This is a genomic window from Enterobacter sp. UPMP2061 (assembly GCF_053709615.1).
The window spans coordinates 653141-676149 of sequence record NZ_JBSKJP010000002.1 but is presented as its reverse complement, the minus strand read 5'-3'; the positions used below and the strand labels follow the sequence as shown (position 1 = coordinate 676149).

The 23009-nt window shown below is 54.0% G+C and carries 24 protein-coding genes; 12 read left to right on the top strand and 12 right to left on the bottom strand.

Annotated elements, in window-relative coordinates:
* Positions 1-13: 13 nt before the first annotated feature.
* From otsA to ACWKXX_RS08725, 6 genes are all read right to left on the bottom strand, one after another.
* Complete coding sequence (gene otsA / locus ACWKXX_RS08750) at positions 14-1438, bottom strand: alpha,alpha-trehalose-phosphate synthase (RefSeq protein WP_015570257.1); 1425 nt, start codon at positions 1436-1438, stop codon at positions 14-16.
* On the bottom strand, positions 1413-2216 hold the full coding sequence (gene otsB, locus ACWKXX_RS08745; protein WP_023303910.1) for a trehalose-phosphatase: 804 nt from the start codon (positions 2214-2216) through the stop codon (positions 1413-1415). Before otsB ends, otsA begins: the two co-directional genes overlap by 26 nt.
* Before the next feature lie 153 nt (positions 2217-2369).
* Positions 2370-3350 (bottom strand): arabinose ABC transporter permease AraH, encoded by a 981-nt coding sequence (araH, locus tag ACWKXX_RS08740; protein WP_003859689.1) that lies wholly within the window; start codon positions 3348-3350, stop codon positions 2370-2372.
* A 14-nt stretch (positions 3351-3364) separates the two neighbouring features.
* Positions 3365-4879, bottom strand: coding sequence for an L-arabinose ABC transporter ATP-binding protein AraG (araG, locus tag ACWKXX_RS08735; RefSeq protein ID WP_261666170.1), 1515 nt, complete (start codon positions 4877-4879; stop codon positions 3365-3367).
* A 71-nt stretch (positions 4880-4950) separates the two neighbouring features.
* Positions 4951-5940, bottom strand: coding sequence for an arabinose ABC transporter substrate-binding protein AraF (gene araF, locus ACWKXX_RS08730; RefSeq protein WP_047727144.1), 990 nt, complete (start codon positions 5938-5940; stop codon positions 4951-4953).
* Between the two features lie 316 nt (positions 5941-6256).
* The gene (locus tag ACWKXX_RS08725; RefSeq protein ID WP_047727142.1) at positions 6257-6814 is read right to left on the bottom strand and encodes a DJ-1/PfpI family protein; all 558 of its coding nucleotides are present in this window, start codon (positions 6812-6814) and stop codon (positions 6257-6259) included.
* A 503-nt stretch (positions 6815-7317) separates the two neighbouring features.
* Here ACWKXX_RS08725 and ACWKXX_RS08720 point away from each other — a divergent pair.
* Positions 7318-7821: a non-heme ferritin-like protein gene (locus tag ACWKXX_RS08720; RefSeq protein ID WP_063863063.1), complete on the top strand. Its 504-nt coding sequence runs from the start codon at positions 7318-7320 to the stop codon at positions 7819-7821.
* 170 nt (positions 7822-7991) lie between these two features.
* On the top strand, positions 7992-9335 hold the full coding sequence (locus tag ACWKXX_RS08715; protein ID WP_017693227.1) for an anaerobic C4-dicarboxylate transporter: 1344 nt from the start codon (positions 7992-7994) through the stop codon (positions 9333-9335).
* Positions 9336-9415: 80 nt separating this feature from the next.
* Here ACWKXX_RS08715 and ACWKXX_RS08710 read toward each other — a convergent pair whose 3' ends face one another.
* The gene (locus ACWKXX_RS08710) at positions 9416-9667 is read right to left on the bottom strand and encodes a DUF2766 family protein (protein WP_003859683.1); all 252 of its coding nucleotides are present in this window, start codon (positions 9665-9667) and stop codon (positions 9416-9418) included.
* Between the two features lie 106 nt (positions 9668-9773).
* Positions 9774-9857, bottom strand: a complete 84-nt coding sequence (gene azuC / locus ACWKXX_RS08705; protein WP_003859682.1) for a stress response protein AzuC — start codon at positions 9855-9857, stop codon at positions 9774-9776.
* A 214-nt stretch (positions 9858-10071) separates the two neighbouring features.
* Between azuC and ACWKXX_RS08700 the strand changes: the two genes are divergently transcribed.
* A complete protein-coding gene (locus tag ACWKXX_RS08700) occupies positions 10072-11490 on the top strand; it encodes an MFS transporter (RefSeq protein WP_017384426.1) in 1419 nt (472 codons plus the stop codon).
* A gap of 42 nt (positions 11491-11532) precedes the next feature.
* On the opposite strand, the gene ACWKXX_RS08695 is transcribed toward ACWKXX_RS08700, so the two are convergent.
* Positions 11533-12171, bottom strand: a complete 639-nt coding sequence (locus tag ACWKXX_RS08695) for an RpiB/LacA/LacB family sugar-phosphate isomerase (RefSeq protein ID WP_003859680.1) — start codon at positions 12169-12171, stop codon at positions 11533-11535.
* 245 nt (positions 12172-12416) lie between these two features.
* Between ACWKXX_RS08695 and yecR the strand changes: the two genes are divergently transcribed.
* The gene (gene yecR / locus ACWKXX_RS08690) at positions 12417-12755 is read left to right on the top strand and encodes a YecR family lipoprotein (protein ID WP_015570249.1); all 339 of its coding nucleotides are present in this window, start codon (positions 12417-12419) and stop codon (positions 12753-12755) included.
* Between the two features lie 200 nt (positions 12756-12955).
* On the top strand, positions 12956-13453 hold the full coding sequence (gene ftnA, locus ACWKXX_RS08685) for a non-heme ferritin (protein WP_003859676.1): 498 nt from the start codon (positions 12956-12958) through the stop codon (positions 13451-13453).
* Positions 13454-13489: 36 nt separating this feature from the next.
* Here the strand turns inward: ftnA and ACWKXX_RS08680 are convergent, their stop codons facing one another.
* Complete coding sequence (locus ACWKXX_RS08680) at positions 13490-13726, bottom strand: YecH family metal-binding protein (protein WP_003859673.1); 237 nt, start codon at positions 13724-13726, stop codon at positions 13490-13492.
* A 191-nt stretch (positions 13727-13917) separates the two neighbouring features.
* Between ACWKXX_RS08680 and tyrP the strand changes: the two genes are divergently transcribed.
* On the top strand, positions 13918-15129 hold the full coding sequence (tyrP, locus tag ACWKXX_RS08675) for a tyrosine transporter TyrP (protein WP_045342371.1): 1212 nt from the start codon (positions 13918-13920) through the stop codon (positions 15127-15129).
* A gap of 28 nt (positions 15130-15157) precedes the next feature.
* On the opposite strand, the gene ACWKXX_RS08670 is transcribed toward tyrP, so the two are convergent.
* On the bottom strand, positions 15158-15826 hold the full coding sequence (locus ACWKXX_RS08670; protein ID WP_261666169.1) for a YecA/YgfB family protein: 669 nt from the start codon (positions 15824-15826) through the stop codon (positions 15158-15160).
* Positions 15827-16237: 411 nt separating this feature from the next.
* Here ACWKXX_RS08670 and ACWKXX_RS08665 point away from each other — a divergent pair, with 411 nt between their 5' ends.
* The 6 genes from ACWKXX_RS08665 (at position 16238) to ACWKXX_RS08640 (ending at position 21849) form a co-directional block, all read left to right on the top strand.
* Positions 16238-17359 (top strand): branched-chain amino acid ABC transporter substrate-binding protein, encoded by a 1122-nt coding sequence (locus ACWKXX_RS08665; RefSeq protein ID WP_126499127.1) that lies wholly within the window; start codon positions 16238-16240, stop codon positions 17357-17359.
* 68 nt (positions 17360-17427) lie between these two features.
* The gene (locus ACWKXX_RS08660; RefSeq protein WP_003859667.1) at positions 17428-18342 is read left to right on the top strand and encodes an ABC transporter permease subunit; all 915 of its coding nucleotides are present in this window, start codon (positions 17428-17430) and stop codon (positions 18340-18342) included.
* An 11-nt stretch (positions 18343-18353) separates the two neighbouring features.
* Positions 18354-19628 (top strand): high-affinity branched-chain amino acid ABC transporter permease LivM, encoded by a 1275-nt coding sequence (livM, locus tag ACWKXX_RS08655; RefSeq protein WP_015570245.1) that lies wholly within the window; start codon positions 18354-18356, stop codon positions 19626-19628.
* Complete coding sequence (locus ACWKXX_RS08650) at positions 19625-20500, top strand: ABC transporter ATP-binding protein (RefSeq protein WP_015570244.1); 876 nt, start codon at positions 19625-19627, stop codon at positions 20498-20500. Before livM ends, ACWKXX_RS08650 begins: the two co-directional genes overlap by 4 nt.
* Complete coding sequence (locus ACWKXX_RS08645) at positions 20497-21213, top strand: ABC transporter ATP-binding protein (protein ID WP_017384431.1); 717 nt, start codon at positions 20497-20499, stop codon at positions 21211-21213. The genes ACWKXX_RS08650 and ACWKXX_RS08645 overlap by 4 nt, the downstream gene beginning before the upstream one ends.
* 165 nt (positions 21214-21378) lie before the next feature.
* Positions 21379-21849 (top strand): hypothetical protein, encoded by a 471-nt coding sequence (locus ACWKXX_RS08640; RefSeq protein ID WP_032648789.1) that lies wholly within the window; start codon positions 21379-21381, stop codon positions 21847-21849.
* A gap of 5 nt (positions 21850-21854) precedes the next feature.
* On the opposite strand, the gene ACWKXX_RS08635 is transcribed toward ACWKXX_RS08640, so the two are convergent.
* Positions 21855-22781, bottom strand: coding sequence for a LysR substrate-binding domain-containing protein (locus ACWKXX_RS08635; protein WP_045910791.1), 927 nt, complete (start codon positions 22779-22781; stop codon positions 21855-21857).
* Positions 22782-23009 lie beyond the last annotated feature (228 nt).

Genomic DNA, 23009 nt, shown 5'->3' with positions numbered 1-23009 from the left:
CCCCCGGAGAAAATCAGGCGAGTTTAGGGAAGGTCGCGATCTTTTTTTGCAGATCACCTTCCTGAGTTTGCGGCTGGATCGCGCGCAAATCGTCAATAAAACGCGCCTGCCAGCGGTTGATATCATTCTTGACGATGGTCTCCATCATTTCTGAATGACGTGAAATACGTTCCGCAAGCGGCATGGTTAACGCGCGGTTCAGGGCATTTGCCACGTCATCGCGATCGTAAGGGTTCACAATCAGCGCCGAGGTTAACTCGTTTGCCGCACCGGCAAATTGGGACAGCACCAGCACGCCCGGGTCAGCAGGATCTTGTGCTGCTACATACTCTTTTGCCACCAGATTCATCCCGTCGCGCAGCGGGGTGACCAGCCCGACGTCCGCATAGCGGAACACTTTCATCAGGATTTTGCGCTCAAAGTGCTGATTCAGATAGAAAAGTGGAGTCCAGCCGAGCTGACCATAGCGCCCGTTGATGCGCCCTGCTTCGGTCTCCAGCTGGTGACGAATATCCTGGTAAGCCTGAACCTCACCGCGCGAGGTCGGCGCTATCTGGGTATAGCGGATCTTGCCGTGATGCTGCGGGAATTTATCCAGCAGGGTTTCATAAGCGAGGAATCGCTCCGGCAACCCTTTGGAATAATCCAGTCGTTCAACCGAAAAGATATTCTTAACGTGCTTGAGTTCGTCCTTGAGCTGGGCAAGCTTCGGCGGCAGCGGACCAGAGGCCTGCTCGGCGATTTCGTCTGGCTCAATACCAATCGGGTAGACTTCGGTATGGAAATTTCGTCCCCACGCGGTGTGAGATTTGCCGCCGTGAGTGACCAGCCGGGTTTTACCCGACACGCTGTCGAGGAACGCCAGCCTGTCATTTTCCGTCTGGAAACCGAGCAGGTCGTAATCAGACAATGCTTCAAGAATTTCATCATGCTGCGGCAGCGCCGTAAAGATCTCCGGGGTCGGGAACGGAATATGCAGGAAGAAGCCGATCCGGTTCTTCACACCCCGTTTACGCAGCTCCCTGGCGAAGGGCAGCAGATGGTAATCGTGGATCCATAAAATATCGTCTTCTTCGATCAGCGGCAGCAGTTTATCTGCCAGCAGCGCGTTAACGCGCATGTAGCCTTCATAGGATTCACGCTGGAATTTCACCAGATCCAGACGATAGTGAAACGCTGGCCACAGCACGGCATTTGAGAACTCGGAATAATATTCATCGTAGTCCTTCTCACTCAGGGCGAAGGAGGCCCACGTGATATTGCCCCGTGACACCTTTTTTAGCGGTTTCTCATCATTACTGATTTCCCCGCTCCAGCCAAACCAGAGACCACCCGCGGCTTTGAGGGCACCTAATACCCCGACCGCCAGGCCACCGGCACTGGCTTTTTTATCATCCGGCGGTGCGATGCGATTAGAGACGACGACTAAGCGACCCATAATGATTTCTCCCGTTGTTTTGCGCTATTTGTTGTTGTTGCTGGTTAGCGACGTCAGATATCCACTGCCAGACGCTGGCGACATTTTCCAGCCGCCATCCGGCAATGGTTTCACCAGATCCCACCTTGACAGACATGCCCTGGGCCTGGTTTACCACCCTGAACCCGGCCTCGTCGGTCAGGTCATCCCCAAAAAAGACTGGCGTACGCCCTTTGAACGGCGCTTCCGCCATAAACGCTGCAATGGCAGCGCCTTTATTAATTCCTGCCGGTTTAATCTCGACCACACATTTACCCGGCTGTAACGCCAGCTCCGGATGGGCTTCCGCCACGCTTCTTGCCACCGCAAATATCGCCGCCTCATGATGGGGCGCCTGACGGTAGTGCAGCGCAAAGGCCATGCCTTTGGCTTCCAGTTCCGTACCGGGAAGCATTTCCAGAGCCGAAGAGAGTTGCGTATGCAGCGCCTGAATCAGCGTGTCGGGGAGTGAAACTATATGCAGTTGATCATGGATATCGCGGCGCTCCGCTCCGTGCACACCGGCCAGCGGAAAGTGATAAGGACTGGCGAGCACGTCCAGCTCGGCCATTGAGCGCCCTGAAATCAATGCCAGTGCCCCCTCGTTCTGTCGGGAGAGCTGCTGCAAATTCTCTAACACCGTGTCCGGTACAACGACGTCATCCGGATGCGGTTCAATCCCGGCGAGCGTCCCGTCGAGGTCAAAAAAGAAAGCAAATTTTCCGGGCAGTACAGGCGGTGCGGTTAACAAGTCAGCCACCCTAATCCTCCTTACAGTGAACAAAACAGCCATGTAAGTATAGACAGTGTGACGGTGCTCGCCATTTGGCAACCGGCCCGTCAGCAAAACTGGCGGGCCGGTCAGGGGGTCAACTATGGTTAATAGTTGAGCATATTGATGGCTAAAAATAAATCAGACGGTACGCTTCGCTTTTTGCTTGTAACGGTCGAAGATCACCGCTGCCAGCAGGATCAGGCCGCGTACGACGTACTGAGAGAACGGAGAAATATTAAGCAGGTTCATGGCGTTCTCCACGGTCCCCAGAATCAGGATCCCCGCCACCACATATGAGATTTTTCCGATGCCGCCCTTGAGGGAAACGCCCCCTAAAACGCAGGCTGAGATGACGATCAGCTCATAACCAATGGAGGTCATTGGCTGGCCGCTGGTCATACGCGACGCCAGAATAATCCCCGCCGCCGCCGATACCAGCCCGGAAAGCACGAAGATAATGATCTTGGTCCGTACGACCGGGACACCCGCCAGACGCGCCGCCTCTTCATTGCCGCCAATCGCCAGCGTGTTACGGCCAAACGTGGTGCGGTTAAGCAGGAAACCGAACAGGATCAAACAGCCTACCGTCAGCCAGATTGGCGCAGGCAGACCCAGCCAGTTGGCATAGCCCAGCGTGAAGAAGCGCTCGTCTTCAATCCCCACGGCTTTCCCGTCGGAGATGATATAGGCCAGACCGCGCACGATTTGCATGGTCGCCAGCGTCGTAATCAGGGCGTTAATCTTCAGGCGCGCAATGACAAACCCGTTCACCAGGCCGCTCAGCACGCCGAGCAGCAGCCCGGCCAGCACGCCGATCCACAGGCTTTCGGTCATGTTGATCACCACGGCAGTGGTGACGCCTGCACAGGCAATCACCGAGGCAACCGACAGGTCAAAATCGCCGGAGGCCAGGCAGAATAGCATTCCGCAGGCCACCATGCCGGACATGGAGATAGCCAGCCCCAGCCCCTTCATATTGATGAACGTGGCGAAATTCGGCACAAAAATCGCGCAGGCGACGAACAGGGCAGCAAAGACCACCAGCATGCCGTACTGGTCCCAGATGCGGCCAAAACTGAAAGCCGACTTCGGCGCTCCGGATGTAGTAACAGAGGACATCATTGACTCCTTACTCAGGCGACAGCCTGGCTAACTTTAGGCATGGCGAGACTCAACGCCTGTTGTTCATTCGCCTGTTCATGCAGCAATTCACCGGCAATTTCACCTTCACGCATCACAACAATGCGGTCGGCGACGCCCAGCACCTCAGGCAGATCGCTGGAGGCGAACAGGACCGCCACACCGCGTTTTGCCAGTTCATAGATGACGTTATAGATTTCGTGTTTCGCCCCCACGTCGATACCGCGCGTTGGCTCATCCAGCAAAATGACCTTCATATCTTCCGACAGCCAGCGCCCCAGAATGGCTTTTTGCTGATTGCCGCCGGACAGGTTCATGATCAGCTGTTCAGCGCCGGGGGTTTTGATGTTCAGCGAACGGATATGGTGATCCGCGTTGCTCGCCTCCCAGCCGTCGTTAATCAGACATCCCGCGCGGATGAACTTGCGCCGGGCAGAGATGTTGATGTTGTCGCGCACCGAGTGCACCGGAATGATGCCCTCGGCCTTTCGATCCTCCGGGCAGAGCATAATCCCCGCGTTAATCGCCTGCGCAGGCTTCTGAATATCGACCTTTTTCCCGTCGACGAAAACCTGGCCCTGGGTTGTTCGGGTGCCGCCAAACAGCCCTTTCATCAGCTCGCTGCGCCCTGCCCCCACAAGGCCAAACAGCCCGACGATTTCGCCGCTGCGCACCGAGAGTGAAATGGGCGTGCGCACGCCCGGGGCTTTGACGTTATCCAGACGCAGACGCTCAAGGCCATACTCGCGCGGTTTCCAGTGGTAAATATCCCCCAGATCGCGTCCGACCATCGCCTGCACCAGTTGGTCATGGTTGACCTGCTGCATATCGGTGAAGGTGCGCACGTAGCGGCCATCTTTAAACACGGTGATGGCATCGCTTAAGGCAAAAATCTCTTCCATTCGGTGAGAAACGTACAGAATGATGCGGCCCTCTTTGCGCAGCTCGCGGATCACGCGAAAGAGATTTTCTATTTCACGCGCCGAGAGCGAGCTGGTTGGCTCGTCAAAAGCGATAATTTTGGCGTTACGTGCCAGCGCTTTGGCAATTTCCACCATCTGCCACTGGCCGATGGAGAGATACTTAAGGGGCGTTTGCGGATCGACATCCAGCCCAAGGTGCTTGAGCTGCAAGCCCGCTTCATAGTTGAGCAGCGAGCGGTTGACCACGCCGCTTTTATGCGGAAGCTGGCCCAGATAGATGTTCTCCGCCACGGTCATTTCAGGAATGAGATGCAGCTCCTGATAGATGATAGCGACGCCCGCATTTAACGCTGCCGTGGTGTCGGCAAAGGCCACCTCTTCGCCGCGAATAGCCAGCGTGCCGGTGGTGGGCGTGTAGTTGCCGCTGAGAATTTTTAGCAGCGTGGATTTTCCCGCGCCATTCTCCCCCATCAGGGCGTGAACCTGGCCGGCATAGCAGTCGAAGCTGATATCGGTCAGCGCGTTTACACCGGGGAACGTTTTACCGATGCCGCGGAAAGAGAGATACGGATCAGACTGTTGCATAACGACTCCGTGATTCCTGTAGTGTGTACGTCTGGCCCCTCACGGTGAGTGAGGGGCGCAATCACAGCGTATTACTTACCGCCCAGTCCTTTTTTCGCCAGCTCCTCTTTGAAGTTATCGCGGGTGATCAGCACCACATCGGTCACTTCGGTGAATTTCGGCGGCTCAACCCCTTTGGTCACCCAGTTGTAGAGCATTTCGCTGGATTTATAGCCGTGGACATCCGGACTTGGCAGCAGAGAGCCGTAGAAACCGGTCGCCTGCGCTTTAGACAGTTCGCTCACGGCGTCAACGCCGTTGATGCCGATCCCGATCACGTCCGGTGCTTTAAAGCCCTGGCCTTCCGTTGCACGCACGCCGCCCAGCACGGTGTTGTCGTTCATCCCCACCACCAGCCAGTGCTTCACTTCCGGATGCTGGACGAGCATGGAGTTCGCCGCATCAAAGGCGCCCGGAATATCGTTGGATTTGGTCGGAACTTTGTAGATCTGTTTTTCCGGGAAGCCAGCCGCTTTCAGGGCGTCCATGGACCCGGTGGTACGACGACGGGCGGTGTCCAGCTCGTCAGCGGTAATGGCCATCACGGCGGTCTCTTTGACATCCCAGCCGCGTTTTAGCATCTCTTTGTAGAGCTCCTGGCCCTGACGCTCACCGATTTTAGTGGCCGCCATCATTACCAGCGGAACGGTATCCATCGGTTTACCTTTGGCGTTCACGAACTGATCGTCCACCGCAATCACTTTCATGTCGTAACCGCGCGCTTTCGCGGCAATCGCTGACCCCAGTTTTGGATCCGGCGTACAGATAACGAAACCTTTCGCGCCGCTGGCCGCCAGGCTATCAATGGCGTTCAGCGTTTTCTCACCGTCAGGTACGGCGATTTTAATTACCTCAAATCCCAAATCTTTTCCGGCTTTATCAGCAAATTTCCATTCGGTCTGGAACCACGGCTCTTCCGGCTGTTTAACCAGAAAACCGAGCTTTAAATTTTCAGCGATAGCGGATTGTGACATAACGGCAGCCAGGCCGATGGCCGCCAGCGCTTTAGTAAATTTGTGCATGGTAAACTCCAGCTTTAGCATTCTTATCTGTAGGGAATAATGGCGAACAACTTATTTAATCGGACTTAAAACAAGGCATTAGCGCTTACCTCGTCATAAGCGTTATTGCTGGAGATAGTTTTAGCGGGAAATTAATCATCCATAAGAGAGCGACATCACACCGCAGAATTACAGTAATTGCGTACATAAATTCAGCGAAAAATGACATAAAAAAGGACGTAATTGTCCTACAAATGGAAGGGAGTTAAGCAGGATTATCCATAAGGTCAGCTAAGAAATCCCTGTAACCCGGACGCCTTAGCGCCCGGCAGAAAAATTACCAGCGGTAATAGATGTGTTCAGCATGATCGCGCACGGGGGCGTCGTCACCCAACAGACGAGCAGAGAGCGTCAGCGCAAAGTCAAAAGCGTGCCCCAGCCCCTTGCCGCTGATGAGGTTATTATCCTCAACGACCGGCGCATCCACATATACTCCCTCATCAACGCTCTGCCAGAGATCGCCGGAACAGACGTAGCGACGCCCCTTCAGTAGCCCGTTACCGCCCAGCACCCGCGCGGCCGCAGAGCAGATTGGGCAGATGAGTTTGCCGTGCTCGTCATGCGCGGAAACAAAGCGGAGCACCTGCTTGCTAGCCGCAAGATTGACGCTCCCCTGCGGCCCACCGGGCAACACGACTGCGTCATACAGCGTATTAATGCGCTCCGTTAACGTACTGTCAGCCACCATGGGGATATTGTGGTAACTCACTACCGCACGGGACTCCGCACAGGCCAGCGTCTCCACTTCAATCTGTAAACGCCGCAGAATATCAATCGTGATAATCGCTTCTGCTTCTTCAAAACCGGGTGCCAGCAGCACCGCAACGTTAGCCATCATAAACCTCAACGAATGAAACGATGTAAAACAGTGTTTCATTTTCACTCTTTATCAGATCACAATCTTGCGACGCGATCACAGAACCGTATATTGAGTGAAAATTGATTTAGCTCAAATTTGATACGACAGGATATATTTGCAGATATTATTTCTGATTTAACACTTTTACAGAATTTCCCGCCAAAGAACGTTTCCTGAAACGATAAAAATGAGCGATATTAATTTCACACCCATTAAAATCAACAAGTTATATTAAATACAATCTCTTAACCCTCTTTCTATTCTGGGCTATATTTAAATTTGTAATGTATGGTAAACACAGCCTTATTAAGAGTTTTCTTAAGTCAAAGAGAAGCGTATGCTTATTTAAATCGAACACAGGAAGTGAATTTTCGAGTTTTTTACCTTGCAGAAATCTATTTCTGCCATTCAATCGTCAATACCTGCTGGGTCAGGTTAAGTAGCGGACATCAAGTCCCACAGTCAATAAGGATATGAGAATGACTACCCAAACGATGATGCAAAAACTGAATGCCCAGATGAACCTGGAGTTTTATGCTTCAAATCTGCATCTGCATTTGAGCGCGTGGTGTTCCAGAAAAAGCCTCAACGGCACTGCCACCTTCTTTCGTACTCAGGCGCAAAGTAACGTCACGCACATGATGCGCGTCTTTAACTTTTTGAAAGCTGTCGGGGCAAACCCTACCGTCAAAGAGCTTGAAACGATTGAAGATAATTACACTTCTCTGGAAGAACTGTTTCAGAAAACGCTCGAAGAGTATGAGCAACGCTGTGCGAAGCTGAGCAAACTGGCTGATGAAGCCAAAGCGCAACGGGACATCATTACCCTCAAGTTTTTACGTGATATGGACAGAGAGCAGCAGCAGGATGGCATGATGCTGAAGACGCTCGCAGATGAAATCCGCAACGCGAAACGCGCGGGGATTTGTCTGGAGCAGACGGACCGCCATCTTCTCGACATTGCTACCGTGCAACACCACTAAGTCCCTTCACCCACTCCCGTCACCACTAAGTCCCTTCACCCACTCCCGTCAGGGAGTGGGTACCAACTCCCTGCTTTTGCTGACATTTAACAAATCAGATCTTGCTCCCAATGAATAACCATACATCGTGTAATGATTTGTTTAATTACATTCATTAACGAGGGAGCATCATGATCACCATTGAGTTTATTGTCATTATCCTCTGCCTGCTGATAGGCACCCGCTTCGGCGGGATGGGCCTGGGGCTGATAAGCGGCATCGGCCTGTTTGTTTTGAGTTTTGTCTTTGGTCTGCAACCCGGTAAACCGCCGGTTGACGTGATGCTCACGATCCTCGCCGTCATCGGCTGTGCGGCCACGCTACAGACCGCCGGTGGCCTGAATGTAATGATGCAGTTTGCAGAGCGCCTGCTGCGTAAACATCCCCAGCACATCACCCTTCTCGCACCGTTTACCACCTGGATGTTGACCTTCCTGTGCGGGACCGGGCACGTCGTCTACACCATGTTTCCCATTATCGCGGATATCGCCCTGAAAAAAGGCATACGCCCGGAACGGCCGATGGCGGTGGCCTCGGTGGCATCTCAGATGGCGATCACCGCCTCCCCCGTTTCCGTGGCCGTCGTTTCGCTGGTCTCGATTCTTGGTGCGCAGCACGGTATCGGCCACGCGTGGGGGATCCTTGAAATTCTTGCGGTCTCCGTACCGGCCTCACTGTCTGGCGTCGCCATTGCGGCACTGTGGAGCTTGCGTCGCGGGAAAAACCTCGCAGACGATCCCGAATTTCAGGAAAAGCTGAAAGATCCGAAACAGCGGGAGTTTATCTATGGAGGAACGGAGACGTTGATGGATCAACGTTTCCCGAAACAGGCCTACTGGTCCACGTGGATCTTCTTCGCCGGGATTGCCGTAGTGGTCCTGCTGGGTGCGCTGCCCGAGCTGCGTCCGGCGTTTGAGATCAAAGGGAAAATGACAGCCCTGTCGATGAACCTTGTCATTCAAATGATGATGCTGATCGCCGGGGCCATCATGCTGATGACCTGCAAGGTGAATGCGTCGGCCATTTCAAACGGGGCGGTATTTAAGGCGGGGATGGTCGCGATTTTCTCGGTGTTTGGCGTGGCGTGGATGAGCGATACCTTTTTTCAGGCGCATCTCGACGAGCTGAAAATGGCGCTGGAGGGGGTGGTGAAAAGTCATCCCTGGACGTATGCCATCGTGCTGTTCCTGGTATCAAAACTGGTCAACAGCCAGGCTGCGGCCTTGACCGCGGTCGCCCCGATGGGGTTGATGCTGGGCATCGATCCGAAAATGCTGGTGGCCTTCTTCCCGGCATCCTACGGCTACTTTGTGCTGCCCACCTATCCGAGCGATCTGGCCTGTATCGGGTTCGATCGCTCCGGCACCACCCGCATCGGTAAATTCATCATCAACCACAGCTTTATTCTGCCGGGGCTGATTGGCGTCAGCTGTGCCTGCGTGGTGAGCTATCTGCTGGTGCAGACGTTCTTCTGATCCTTCTGCGGGCGACAGGCTCTGTCGCCCTTCGACGTAAAAGCAGAAAAGAGTTTCTAATTTTAAAACATCGGTTTATTTTAGTGTGACTCACCCTGCGGTGTGAAGCGGAGTTCAATCAGCGCAATCGCTTTCTGGATCGCGCGGAGCGTAACCGGGTCCGCCGCAGCAGGATGGTTGGTGAAATCGATGTTTTTCAGCTGGGTCGACATCTTTTCGCGTACCTCAACCGGCGCGATAACGTCAATCACATCAAGGATTTGTTTGATAACCAGCTGGCAGGCGACGACGTCAGATACCAGTTCCTGATCGGCGCTCAGGTTTTGTGACATGGGGTTCTCCTTATTCAAAGGGCGCCATAGTAGCAAAACAGACGCCCTTCCATCTCCCTCTCGTCGTCCGCAGACATAAAAAAACCTGCCGAAGCAGGTTTTTTTATCAGAACATCGCACCCGGTGGGACGTCTTTAAACGTTGTGCAGTAGTTTGCCCACATGCTTTTCAGGATTTTGCGCAGTTTCATTATGTTGCTCCAGTAACGTGTTATGCAGGTGTTATTGTCAATACGCTTATAATATGACCACCATCACAAAAATCAACCATTTTGTGACCTGCATCACGGTTATTAAACCCTCAGTGCTGCTGGTTTGTTAAAAAAAGCCATGATAAATCCGCACGTTACAGGCTTATAAATTCCAGTAAATGTTTATAAAATTTTTTGAGCGGGCAGGAAGAGAATGAGTGAAAACGTATCCGGCAAAGAGAGCCGTGGATTATCGCCTGCGGCGCTGCTGGTGGCCGGTGCTTTCTTTATGGAGTTTCTGGATGGGACGGTGATCGCCACCGCGTTGCCGGATATGGCAAAAAGCTTCGGCGACCAGGCGGTGGATCTGAATATCGGCATCAGCGCCTATCTGATCACCCTGGCCGTACTGATCCCCGCCAGCGGCTGGATCGCCGACCGCTTCGGCGCGCGAAAAGTGTTTGCCCTCGCGCTGGCGATCTTCACGCTGGCCTCGGTATTTTGCGGCCTGTCCACCACGCTCGATCAGTTCGTTGCGATGCGCGTCCTCCAGGGCATGGGTGGCGCGCTGATGGTGCCCGTAGGTCGCCTGGCCGTGCTACGCACCACGCCAAAACATCAGCTCATCACGGCAATCGCCACCCTGACGTGGCCTGCGCTGGTCGCGCCGATCATCGGCCCGCCGCTGGGTGGGTTCATTACCAGCTATGCCGACTGGCGCTGGATCTTCTTTATTAACGTGCCGCTGGGGATAATCGCCATTTTGCTGGCGCTGCGCATCATTCCAGACCTGCATGAAGATACGCGCCGACCGTTTGATTTACCGGGTTTTGTTGTCACCACCCTTGCCATGGTGAGCCTGGTTTATGCGATGGAGTTGATGGGCGCAGAGCCTCTGCGAACAGGATTAACCGCCACGCTGTTTATCGTCGGTGTCGTCGCCTTAAGCCTGGCGCTGCGTCACTTTAAGCGGGCAACCTGGCCGATGATCAGGCTCGATGCGATGCAGGTGCCGACGTTTCGCGTCACCCTGTACGGCGGATCGCTGTTTCGCGCCTCCATCAGCGCGGTTCCGTTCCTGTTACCGCTGATGTTCCAGGTCGGCTTTGGCATGGACGCGTTCCATTCTGGCCTGCTGGTGCTGGCGGTTTTCGTTGGCAACCTCACCATTAAACCGGCGACGACGCCGCTTATCCGCAGCCTGGGGTTTAAGCGGCTGTTGCTGATTAACGGTGCGTTGAATGTCCTGGCGTTGCTGGCCTGCGCGTTTCTTACGCCGCAGACGCCCGCGTGGCTCATCATGCTGATCCTTTATCTGGGCGGCGTTTTCCGTTCGATTCAGTTTACAGCCATCAGTACGCTGGCTTTTGCGGATGTGCCATCGGCGCAGATGAGCTATGCCAATACCCTGTTTTCAACCGCAACGCAGCTTGCCGTGGGGCTTGGGATCACGCTCGGGGCGATTGGTATTCGTATCGGGGAAAAAGTCAGTGAGGCGATGGGGATTGCCGGTATGCCGGGAATGAGCTTCCGGCTGGCATTTGTGGCAATCGCGCTGATCTGCCTGGTGGGAATGGTTGACACGCTGCGTCTGACCAAAGATGCGGGCAGCGCGGTCTCATCGAAAAAGTAACGCTATCTGCCGGGCAGGCAACGCACCGCCCGGCAAAGTAAATCAGCCAACAATACCGCGCACGAAGGCTTCAATCTCTTTGTCCTGGCAGTTCTCGAAGAAGCACTGCTGGAAGCGCTGGCCTGATACGGCGGTTTTAACCAGCTCAGGATCGATTGCTCGCAGGGTATCCAGATAGTTTTCTTTCACCACCGCCGCTTTCACCTGGTTCAGGATCCCGGCGTTACGCACCTGCGGCTCTTTACGCTCTGGTGGATAGCCTTCGCCATTGCGTCCGGTAAACGCTTTCTCAAAGATAAAGCGTACGTTCAGTTCTGCCCCCCAGCCGAAGCCCTTCGCAAACGGCAGAGAAAGCGCGTTACCGTTGTTGATTTGCGCAAACAGGAAAGCATCCGCAGGATCGATGCAGTAACCGCAAATCACACCCGGATGGATGTTCAGGGACATCAGCGCGCCCTGCCCGGTACCGCAGCCGGTAACAACAAAATCAACGGCTTTAGCGTTAAGCAGAATGCTCGCCATGATGCCCAGGTGAATATAGGTGAGATGATGATCGTTCTCATCACTCATACCGACGTTATAGACCGGAAAACCTTTCTCATCAGCAACGGCTTTCAGCTCATTAAGGATGATGGGATTTTTAGCGGCCTGGCTGTTTTCCATCATCAGTGCAATTTTCATCTTGTCTCTCCTGAATGCATGGCGGGCGATCCCGCTGTGGATACCTTTTCAACTTAACCTTACTATCAAACAAACGCACTTTCAAATTAAGTGAAAACTTGTTTTAAAAAATAAAGATGCGCTCACAATTTCGCGCGCTGGCCCGGCTCGTTGCACAGTGAGAGGGCAGATCCTCCGGCTATTCCAGCCATTGCGTACCATCGCGTTGGTTACAATGGCGTATTTCCCGTCACGCAGAGTGAACCATGAAACGTGTAATCATAGCCGGAACGATCCTGTTGCTCGCCGGATGCAGTATCAACCGTCAGGCAGAAGTCAGCAGTACGGATGCCCCAAACGGAATTGTGCGCCTCGACTATGGCCAGGCCATGCTGCAAAACGCCTGGTCTGATGAGTATGTTAATAACGGTACGGCAACCAAAGCCTGTCAACATATGGGCTACGCCACTGCGTCAGCCTACGGGCAGCCAATTAAAACCTGCACCCTGATCAGCGGTTCACTCTGTCTGAACGAAAGTGTGACCATTCAGTATAAATGTCAGGGATATGCTGTTACCTCTTCCAGCCAGAATCCGTGGTATTAACCGCTACTGCCAGTCACGCTGGCAGTTTATTTAATAAGAACTAAAACAATTCTCATTAATAAATATAAATGGCGGCAATGCGTTTTATTCCCATTCGTATTTTTAATAAAGAAATATTTATTTTACTTTTTGCAAATAATTAAATAACAAATTATAGTGTCGCTCATCGTGAACCAGAATTAATAAACCGGAGCTGCACCATGTTAAAAACTGAAATGATCGACAAGCTCAATGCGCAAATGAATCTTGAGCTTTTTTCTTCCCTGCTTTATCAGCAGATGAGCGCCTGGTGCAGCTATCACAGCTTTGAAGGGGCGGCCGCCTTCCTGCGTCGTCATGCCCAGGAAGAGATGACGCACATGCAGCGTCTGTTTGATTACCTGACGGACACTGGCAGCCTGCCGCGCATTGATAACGTGGCATCGCCTTTTGCCGAATACGGCTCTCTTGATGAACTGTTCCGCGCCACCTATGAGCATGAACAGCTGATCACCCAGAAAATTAATGAACTGGCTCATGCCGCCATGACCAGCCAGGATTATCCAACCTTTAATTTCCTTCAGTGGTATGTGGCTGAACAGCACGAAGAAGAGAAGCTGTTTAAATCCGTGCTGGATAAATTATCTCTGGCAGGTAAATCCGGGGAAGGTCTGTACTTCATTGATAAAGAGCTGTCGACGCTCGATACCCAGAATTAACAGAAAAGCGGTGCTGAGTTTTCAGCACCGCATTATTTAATGGCGGCAGATTTTACTTTCGTGAGTGGAAAATCCGTCTGCTGCTGGAATGAATTTTCCGCGCGCCGCCAGAAACGCCACCAGCTCCGCGGCCGTCATCTCCGAAGCTGAACAGGTATGGAAACGCGCCGCTTCGCCAAAGCGGGCATGTATCGCCTCAACCAGACTCTCCTCCGTATAGCGCTCACCTGACTCAATCATCATATTCAGCACGTCGTGTCCGTGAATTGACATGGTTACCTCTCGCAAATAAAAAGCAGACTAAACGTTCCCTCTACGGCACGCTTTGCGCTGGCTCAGGTTACCCTTTTCTTTTTGTAAATTAATTATTACACCCTATGTAACGGTGATTTGACGAGATGGTGCTTTTCCCTTACTCTGCGCCGCAGAATGAGTCGCGGTATGGAAGCGTTGTAGAGGAAAGCGTGAAGAACAGAACTCTGGGAAGTATTTTTATCGTCGCCGGAACGACAATTGGCGCAGGAATGTTGGCCATGCCGTTGGCTGCCGCCGGCGTCGGGTTTGGGGTTACCGTAGTGCTGCTTGGCGGTCTGTGGGCCCTGATGTGTTACACCGCGCTATTATTGCTGGAGGTTTATCAGCATGTCCCTGCCGATACTGGCTTAGGCTCCCTGGCTGCACGCTATCTTGGACGCTACGGGCAGTGGATCACCGGTTTCAGCATGATGTTCCTGATGTACGCCCTGACTGCCGCTTACATCAGCGGCGCCGGGGAGCTGATTGCGTCAAGTATCAATGACGGCTTCGGTGCGTCACTTTCACCGGAAACAGGCGCCATTGTCTTTACGCTGATCGGTGGCGGCGTGGTTTGTGCGGGCACATCGCTGGTCGATCTGTTTAACCGTTTTTTGTTCAGCGCCAAAATTCTCTTCCTGATTGTGATGCTGGTGCTGCTGGCACCGCATGTTCACAAGATTAACCTGCTCTCCCTCCCGCTGGAGAAAGGTCTGGCGCTTTCGGCCATCCCGGTTATTTTCACCTCCTTCGGTTTTCACGGCAGCGTGCCGAGCATCGTGAGCTATATGAACGGTGATATTCGCAAGCTGCGCCGCGTCTTTGTTATCGGCAGCGCCATTCCGTTGATTGCTTACCTGTTCTGGCAGCTGGTGACGCTGGGCAGTATTGATTCCAATACCTTTATCGGCCTGATGGCAGAGCATTCTGGTCTGAATGGATTCCTGGTTGCCCTGCGTAACGTGGTGGCCTCTTCACACGTGGAGCTGGCGGTACATCTGTTTGCAGACCTGGCGCTGGCAACCTCCTTCCTCGGCGTAGCGCTTGGCCTGTTTGACTATATGGCGGATCTGTTCCAGCGTCGCAATACCGTTGCCGGACGCTTACAGACGGGGGCGATGACCTTCCTGCCGCCGCTGGCCTTCGCGCTCTTTTACCCGCGCGGGTTTGTGATGGCGCTGGGGTATGCTGGCGTGGCGTTATCGGTACTGGCCCTGCTGCTGCCTTCCCTGCTGGCGTGGAAGAGCCGCCAGCAACATCCGCAGCAGGGGTATCGCGTAGCGGGCGGTACGCCAATGCTGTGCGTGGTGTTTGGTTGTGGGGTGGTGATTATTCTGGTGCAGGTGCTGATTGCAGCGGGGATGCTGCCGGAAGTGGGATAAAAAAAGGGGCTATGAATAGCCCCTTTTTTCAGTGCAGGCAGCAGCTTTTAAACTTCTTCCCACTCCCGCACGGGCACGGGTCGTTACGCCCCACCTTCGACCCGTTAACGATCGGCTTTTTCGCTTCCGGCTGCTGCGGGTTAGCCACCCAGTAGTTATACAAACGCAGCGCCGCAGGCTGAATGCTTTCGATGCTGGCCATGTACTCCTCTTCGGTCAGCGCATCCAGCTTCTCGCTGCTCTCTTCCGTCCCGTGCAGGGCAATCACCGCCAGGTCCGCTTCCAGCGCTTCCGGCAGGGATGACCAGTCCGTCAGCGCCACGCCGCGCATGTAGCCATAGCACCACTCTTCCACCACGGTATAGCTCTGACCGTCAACGTCGTTATAGCCAAACAGCGGTTCAAACTGATCCGGGTATTCGCTCAAACGCTCGGCAATATCGTTCATGTGCTTAAAGCAGAGATCGATAAAACGGTTCATCTCACGATCGTTTTTCCAGCGCGGAATATACTTCTCACCACCCCAGACCGCCACCAGCCAGGTGTCGGGCTCCACCACGACGGGACCGGAAAGTACTGCGGTAAGCATGCCGTCCAGTTCGGACACGTCAATCACGGATGCATCGTCGTGACCGTAAGAGATTAATGTCTCTTCCAGCCACGCCATCTCGCTTTCATTTAATGGGCCTTCAGCCATTGCTGATACTCCTGATAAAAAAAACGATCCTGACATATATCGCCGCGCGTGCCTATCTGAAGTTTAGGTCTTTATTGCTGCAAAAACGTGCAAATCGTGACCGTTGCACAACTTATGGGCTTTGTTGTTAAGGAGATGTGATCTCCGCTGTAAATTCATCTCATCCCGCAAAGGCGCATAAAACGGCGCTCTATACTCAACGTGTTGTGACCCGGTCAAGGGATTAACCATTCTGGCAACCTTTTTGCTTAATGTTCTGCGCGCTTCGCGGTGCGTGGGATCCTCGCCGTATTAAGCATGAGATTGCTTCTAAAGTGCATTTTGTTCTCGCTCTTGTTTTTGGATTTACGATGCCATCAGGCGTTCGGGTTTATACCTGGTGCAAAAACCTCTTTGCTAAGGAACATAATAATGTCGCTGAAATTTACCAAAACTCCCCTCTCCCTGGTGCTGGCCGGTTGTCTGGTGACGGCCTTTTCCGCGCAGGCCGATATCGTCATCGGCGTGGCCGGGCCGTTCACAGGCCCGAACGCAACCTACGGCGATCAATACTGGCATGGCGCTACGCAGGCGGCGGAAGACATTAACGCCGCCGGCGGGATCAACGGTGAGAAAATCAAACTGGTTCAGGGCGACGACGCCTGCGAGCCCAAACAGGCCGTCGCCGTTGCCAACCGCTTAGTTGATCAGGATAAGGTGAAAGCGGTCGTCGGCCACTTCTGCTCCTCGTCGACCATGCCCGCCTCCGAGGTCTACAGCGATGCCGGGATCCTCTCCATCACCCCCGGCTCAACGAACCCGCTTATTACCGAACGTGGCATGAGCGATATATTTCGCATGTGCGGACGTGACGACCAGCAGGGCCAGGTCGCCAGCGATTTCATTCTTGATAAGCTGAAAGCCAAACGGGTGGTCATCATCCACGATAAAGACACCTACGGCCAGGGGCTGGCGGACGCCACTAAGGCGGCGCTGGCGAAACGCGGCGTGAAGGAGGTGATGTACGAAGGGTTATCCCGCGGGGAGAAAGACTTTAACGCGCTGGTGACCAAAATTGGCGCACAAAAACCGGACGTGGTGTTCTTCGGAGGCTGTCACCCGGAAGCGGGCCCGCTGGTTCGCCAGATGCGTGAACAGGGCGTGCAGGCGAAGTTCTTCTCGGGAGACTGTATCGTCAATGAAGAGATGGTCACCGCCGCCGGTGGGGCGCAATACACCAACGGTATTTACATGACCTTCGGTAAAGATCCGCGCCTGATCCCGGACGGAAAAGCCGTCATCGAGAAATTCCGCACCGGTAAATTTGAACCTGAAGGATACACCCTCTACGCCTACGCGTCTGTGCAGGCTATCGCGGCGGCATTCAAGGCCACGAAAGGGACGGATTCCGCAAAAGCCAGCGAGTGGCTGAAGGCCAACCCTGTCGACACGGTGATGGGTAAAAAAGCCTGGGACAGCAAAGGTGACCTCAAAGTCTCTGACTACGTGGTCTATAAGTGGGATGACAAAGGCAAATATAAAGAAGTGCCATAACGGGACGGAATCTGCTCAGCGCCGGCAGGTCTGACTGTCGGCGTAACCCTTTATTCAGGTGCGCGACCATGAGTACATTCTTCCTGCAACAATTAATTAATGGCTTAACGCTGGGTTCGGTCTACGGTCTTATCGCCATCGGCTACACCATGGTGTACGGCATCATCGGTATGATCAATTTCGCCCACGGCGAAGTGTATATGATCTCCGCCTATCTCTCGGCCATTGGCCTGGCCCTGCTGGCGTTTTTTGGACTCCACTCCTTTCCGCTGCTGATCCTGGGGACGCTGGTTTTCACCATCGTGGTCACCGGCGTTTATGGCTGGACGATTGAGCGCATCGCCTATAAGCCGCTACGCAACTCGACGCGTCTGGCACCGCTGATTTCGGCCATCGGGATGTCGTTGATACTGCAAAACTACGTCCAGCTCAGCCAGGGCCCGCGCCAGCAGGGCGTGCCGACCATGCTGGATGGCGTGCTGCGTTTTCACCTCGGCGAAGGGTTTGTCCAGATAACCTATACCAAAGTCTTTATTCTCATCGCCTCGTTCGCGGGCATGCTGGTGCTGACCTGGATTATCAACCGTACCCGCTTAGGACGCATGTGCCGTGCGGTACAGCAGGATCGTAAGATGGCCTCCATCCTGGGTATCAACACCGACAGAATTATTTCGCTGGTGTTTGTTATCGGCGCAGCGATGGCCGGGCTGGCGGGCGTGCTGATCACCATGAATTACGGCACCTTTGATTTTTACGTCGGGTTCGTTATCGGCATTAAGGCCTTTACGGCGGCGGTGCTGGGCGGCATCGGCTCCCTGCCCGGTGCGATGCTTGGCGGGCTGATTCTGGGCGTCGCAGAAGCGCAATTCTCCGGGATGGTGAACTCGGATTATAAAGACGTGTTCTCGTTTGGATTGCTGGTCTTAATTCTGATCTTCCGTCCTCAGGGGCTGCTGGGCCGCCCTGTCGTGGCTAAAGTGTAAGGAACAACGCGATGACCTCTGACGGTTTTTCCCTGAAGCGCTGCATTCTGGACTCGATTTTTTCCGGAATGATCGCCCTGATCATTTTCGGCCCGATTGCGGGCGTGATACTGGATGGTTACAGCTTTACCTTTGACGGCCAGCGGTTGGCGTGGATTGTAGGCACGGTGATGGTGGGACGTTTTTTGCTGAGCGCCTTTTCAGCTACGGCGGCCGGAAGACGTTTACAGGCGCGGTTTGAATCCGACAATGCGGGGGTGTATGTCCGGCCGCCGGCGTATAAAAGCCGCATGCGCTGGATCATTCCGCTGATTGTCACGCTGGCGATCTGCTTCCCGTTTGTGGCCACTAAATACGTTCTGACGGTTGCCATTCTCGGACTGATCTACGTCCTGCTCGGTCTTGGGCTGAACATTGTTGTTGGCCTGGCAGGGCTGCTGGATCTGGGTTATGTCGCCTTCTATGCCATCGGCGCTTACGGGCTGGCGCTCGGGTATCAGTATCTGGGGCTTGGGTTCTGGAGCATGCTGCCGCTGGCGGCGCTAATGGCCGCGGGCGCGGGCGCCCTGCTCGGCTTTCCGGTGCTGCGCATGCACGGGGATTATCTCGCCATCGTCACGCTCGGGTTTGGCGAGATCATCCGCCTGGTGCTGAACAACTGGCTCACCTTCACCGGCGGGCCTAACGGCGTTTCAGCCCCTGCCCCGACCTTTTTTGGCCTGGAGTTTGGCCGACGCGCCAAAGAAGGCGGCGTCCCCTTCCACGAGTTCTTCGGCCTGACCTATAACCCCAACTTGAAGTTTATCTTCATCTATGCGGTGCTGTTCCTGGTAGTCATGCTGGTGCTGTACATTAAACACCGGCTGACCCGAATGCCCATTGGACGGGCGTGGGAAGCGCTCCGTGAGGATGAGATTGCCTGCCGTTCCATGGGGCTGAATCACGTTCTGGTCAAACTCTCGGCCTTCACCCTGGGCGCATCGACGGCAGGTATCGCCGGGGTGTTTTTTGCCACCTACCAGGGGTTTGTTAACCCGACCTCTTTCACCTTTTTTGAATCGGCCCTGATCCTCGCCATTGTGGTCCTGGGCGGGATGGGCTCCACCGTCGGCGTCGTACTGGCCGCCTTTGTGCTGACCGTCACGCCGGAACTGCTGCGCAGCTTTGCGGAATATCGCGTGCTGCTGTTTGGCATGCTGATGGTGGTGATGATGATCTGGCGTCCTCGCGGTCTGATCCGCATCAACCGCAGCGGATTTGCCGTGCGTAAAGGAGTGGCGCCATGAACGCAACGATTTTACGTGTAGAACATCTGATGATGCACTTCGGCGGGATCAAGGCCTTAAACGACGTCAATCTTGAGGTGCAGCGCGGCTCCATTACCGCACTCATTGGGCCTAACGGCGCGGGAAAAACGACCGTCTTTAACTGCCTGACCGGTTTCTACCGGGCCTCCGGCGGCAACATTCTGTTCAATGCACGAAATAAAACCACCAATGTCATTCAGGTGCTCGGCCAGAAATTCCAGCCGGGCGACTGGCTCAACCCGGCGCAACTTGGTCAACGCCTGTTCTATAAGATGTTTGGCGGCACGCATCTGGTGAACCGCGCGGGTCTTGCGCGCACTTTTCAGAACATCCGCCTGTTCCGCGAGATGTCCGTTGTGGAAAACCTGCTGGTGGCACAGCACATGCGCGTCAACCGCAATCTGCTGGCGGGGGTGCTGAACACCCCTGCGTATCGTCGCTCAGAGAACGATGCGCTGGACCGGGCGTTTTACTGGCTGGAGGTGGTGGATCTGGTGGATTGCGCGAACCGTCTGGCCGGGGAAATGTCCTATGGCCAGCAACGACGCCTCGAAATCGCCCGCGCCATGTGTACCGGCCCGGAGATGATTTGTCTCGATGAACCTGCTGCCGGCCTGAACCCGGTGGAAACGCACAAGCTGAGTGAGATCATCCGGTTCCTGCGCGACCACCATGACATTACGGTTTTGCTGATCGAGCATGATATGGGGATGGTGATGGGCATTTCGGATGACATCATTGTGCTCGATCATGGCGATGTGATTGCCAGAGGTAAACCGGCTGAAATCCAGCACAATGAAAAAGTGATTGCCGCGTATCTGGGCACCGACGAAAGCGAGGTAAATCTGTGAGCGAACCGATGCTTCAGTTTCAGGATGTGGATGTTTTCTACGGGGTGATCCAGGCGTTGAAGCAGGTTTCGCTTGAGGTTAACAAAGGGGAAACCGTGGCCCTGATTGGCGCTAACGGCGCGGGGAAGTCAACATTACTGATGTCTGTCTTTGGTCAGCCCCGGATCCGCAACGGGCAGATCCTCTTCTGCGGCGAGGATATCAGCCACAAATCCACCCACTATGTTGCCACCGGTGGCATCGCGCAGGCACCTGAGGGACGACGCATTTTCCCGGATATGTCTGTAGAAGAGAACCTGCTGATGGGGACAATCCCCGTCGGCAATCAGCATGCAGCGGAAGATATGCAAAGCATGTTCGACCTCTTCCCCCGCCTCAAGGAGCGACGTAACCAGCGGGCGATGACGCTCTCCGGCGGTGAACAGCAGATGCTGGCTATCGCCCGCGCGCTGATGAGCCGTCCTAAACTTCTGCTGCTGGATGAACCCAGCCTCGGCCTCGCGCCAATCGTGGTTAAACAGATTTTCCAGACGCTGCGCGAACTGGCCCGTAACGGAATGACGATTTTTCTGGTCGAGCAGAATGCGCACCACGCGCTGAAGTTGTCCGACCGCGGCTATGTGATGGTTAACGGGCAGATTCGGTTAAGCGGCAGCGGCGAGGCGTTGCTGAAGGATCCGGAGGTGAGGAAGGCGTATCTGGGTGGAGTGTGAAATGAAAAGGCTATAGTGAGAAAAACTCACAGTGATTGCCATTATTAATCGTTTTTCAAAAACGCACACCTTCCAATATTATCCTCTCGACCTACCCTGACGGTGGGCCAATTAAAACATTCAGGCGCAAACTGAATATTCATAATGAGAGGAACCGGGGCAAACATGACACTTGATGCTTTATTTCAATTAATAAAAATTATATCGCCATCTGAAACTCCATCAGATGGCGATTTAGCGAATTTTATGACCCTGCTTATCTCCACCAAAAATCATTCTGACGCCCTGTTACCGTTTTCGCAGCGCGCGTATATGCTTTCAGTTGCCTATCGCGATCCCCAAAAAGCAGCTGCGTTGCTTTCATCCTGTCAGCCCGAAGCAGGCAACCCTCTCCCGCTGCTCAACTTCTCTGGCTGGCCGGACGTGCGTTACGCCACTTCTGGTGAATTACAGACGCCCGAGTCTGAGGACTATTTTCACAAGATTTCGTCTGCCGCCACACTATTACGTGCGGCAATTATTGACGCTGAACAGCAGAAAAACACGCCAGCATTTTATATTCTGGATAAGGTGCTCAACCTGAACAGCGCTTTGCCAGAACGTTATAAAAAGATGGCAAATATATCTTATTCATAACGGTATTAATAAATCCGACTGTCATCGTATTCCAGATAATCGATATCCAGCGCCGGAACGACCGGGGTATGGTTTTGCAGCCAGGCCAGAAGATGCTGAATGCTCTCTCTTTTGAGTGAATTTTTTGGCCAGACGAGGTAATAGCCATCCCCCGTCGCGATAGCTTCCCTGAAAGGCAGGCCCAGCAGGCCACTTTTCAGGGCATCAAGCGTGAGATGCAGGTCGGCGATAGCGATGCCGTGCCCGTTCATCGCGGCAATACTTCCCTGTTCAAGGGTATCGAACACCATACCGCTGCTCATATCGAGCCCCGGGAACAATCCTGTTCTTCGCAGCCAGCGCCGCCAGTCACGTCTGTCCGGTGAAGGATGGATCAGATCGCATTGCGGAAGCCGCTGCCGGGCCGGTTCGATAAGTGATGGAGTACAAACCGGGATAAGCCATTCATGAAATAGCAGTTGGCTTTCCGTTGTGTCACCAAAACGCCCATTGCCGAGAAGAATGGCGCAATCGTAGGGCTCAAGATTGAAATCAACGGTGTCAATGTCCATCCAGACGCTGGCAATCTCAACCTGTGGTTTTGCATGGTTGTTGCGAAAAGATCGCAGCACGTCGAGAAGCCATCTCATGGTCAGGGTACTGGGTGCTTTAAGCCGCAGCAGGTGGTTTTCACTACGAAATACCCGGCAGGCCCATTCAATGCTCGTGAAGCTTTCGTTCAGCTGCCCGGCAAGCACTCGCCCGGCTTCAGTGACCTCCACCCGAGGACCTTGCCTTTTGAAAAGCTCGCAGTCGAACCACAGTTCAAGGGTACGAACATGTCTGCTGACCGCGCCCGGTGTAATATTGAGCGTTTCAGCGGCTTTACTGAAGGAGTTCAACCGCGCAGCAACTTCAAACGCACGCAGTGCATACAATGGCGGTAAAGACATAGCGTCCCTTAAATGAGGTGATGGCATGGGGAATCAGGATCGCAAACCTGCAAATCTTCACACTGCAAATCGCGCCCGCTACACGATAGCATAATGGGTATCTGTTTAATTCCGTTGAAAAGGATCGTTGTTTTATTACGTGAGGGTCAGAAATGAAGGTTGTTGATTAGCAGAATGGCAGGCACAAAAAAACCACCTTTCGGTGGTTTCACGACACTGCTTATTGCT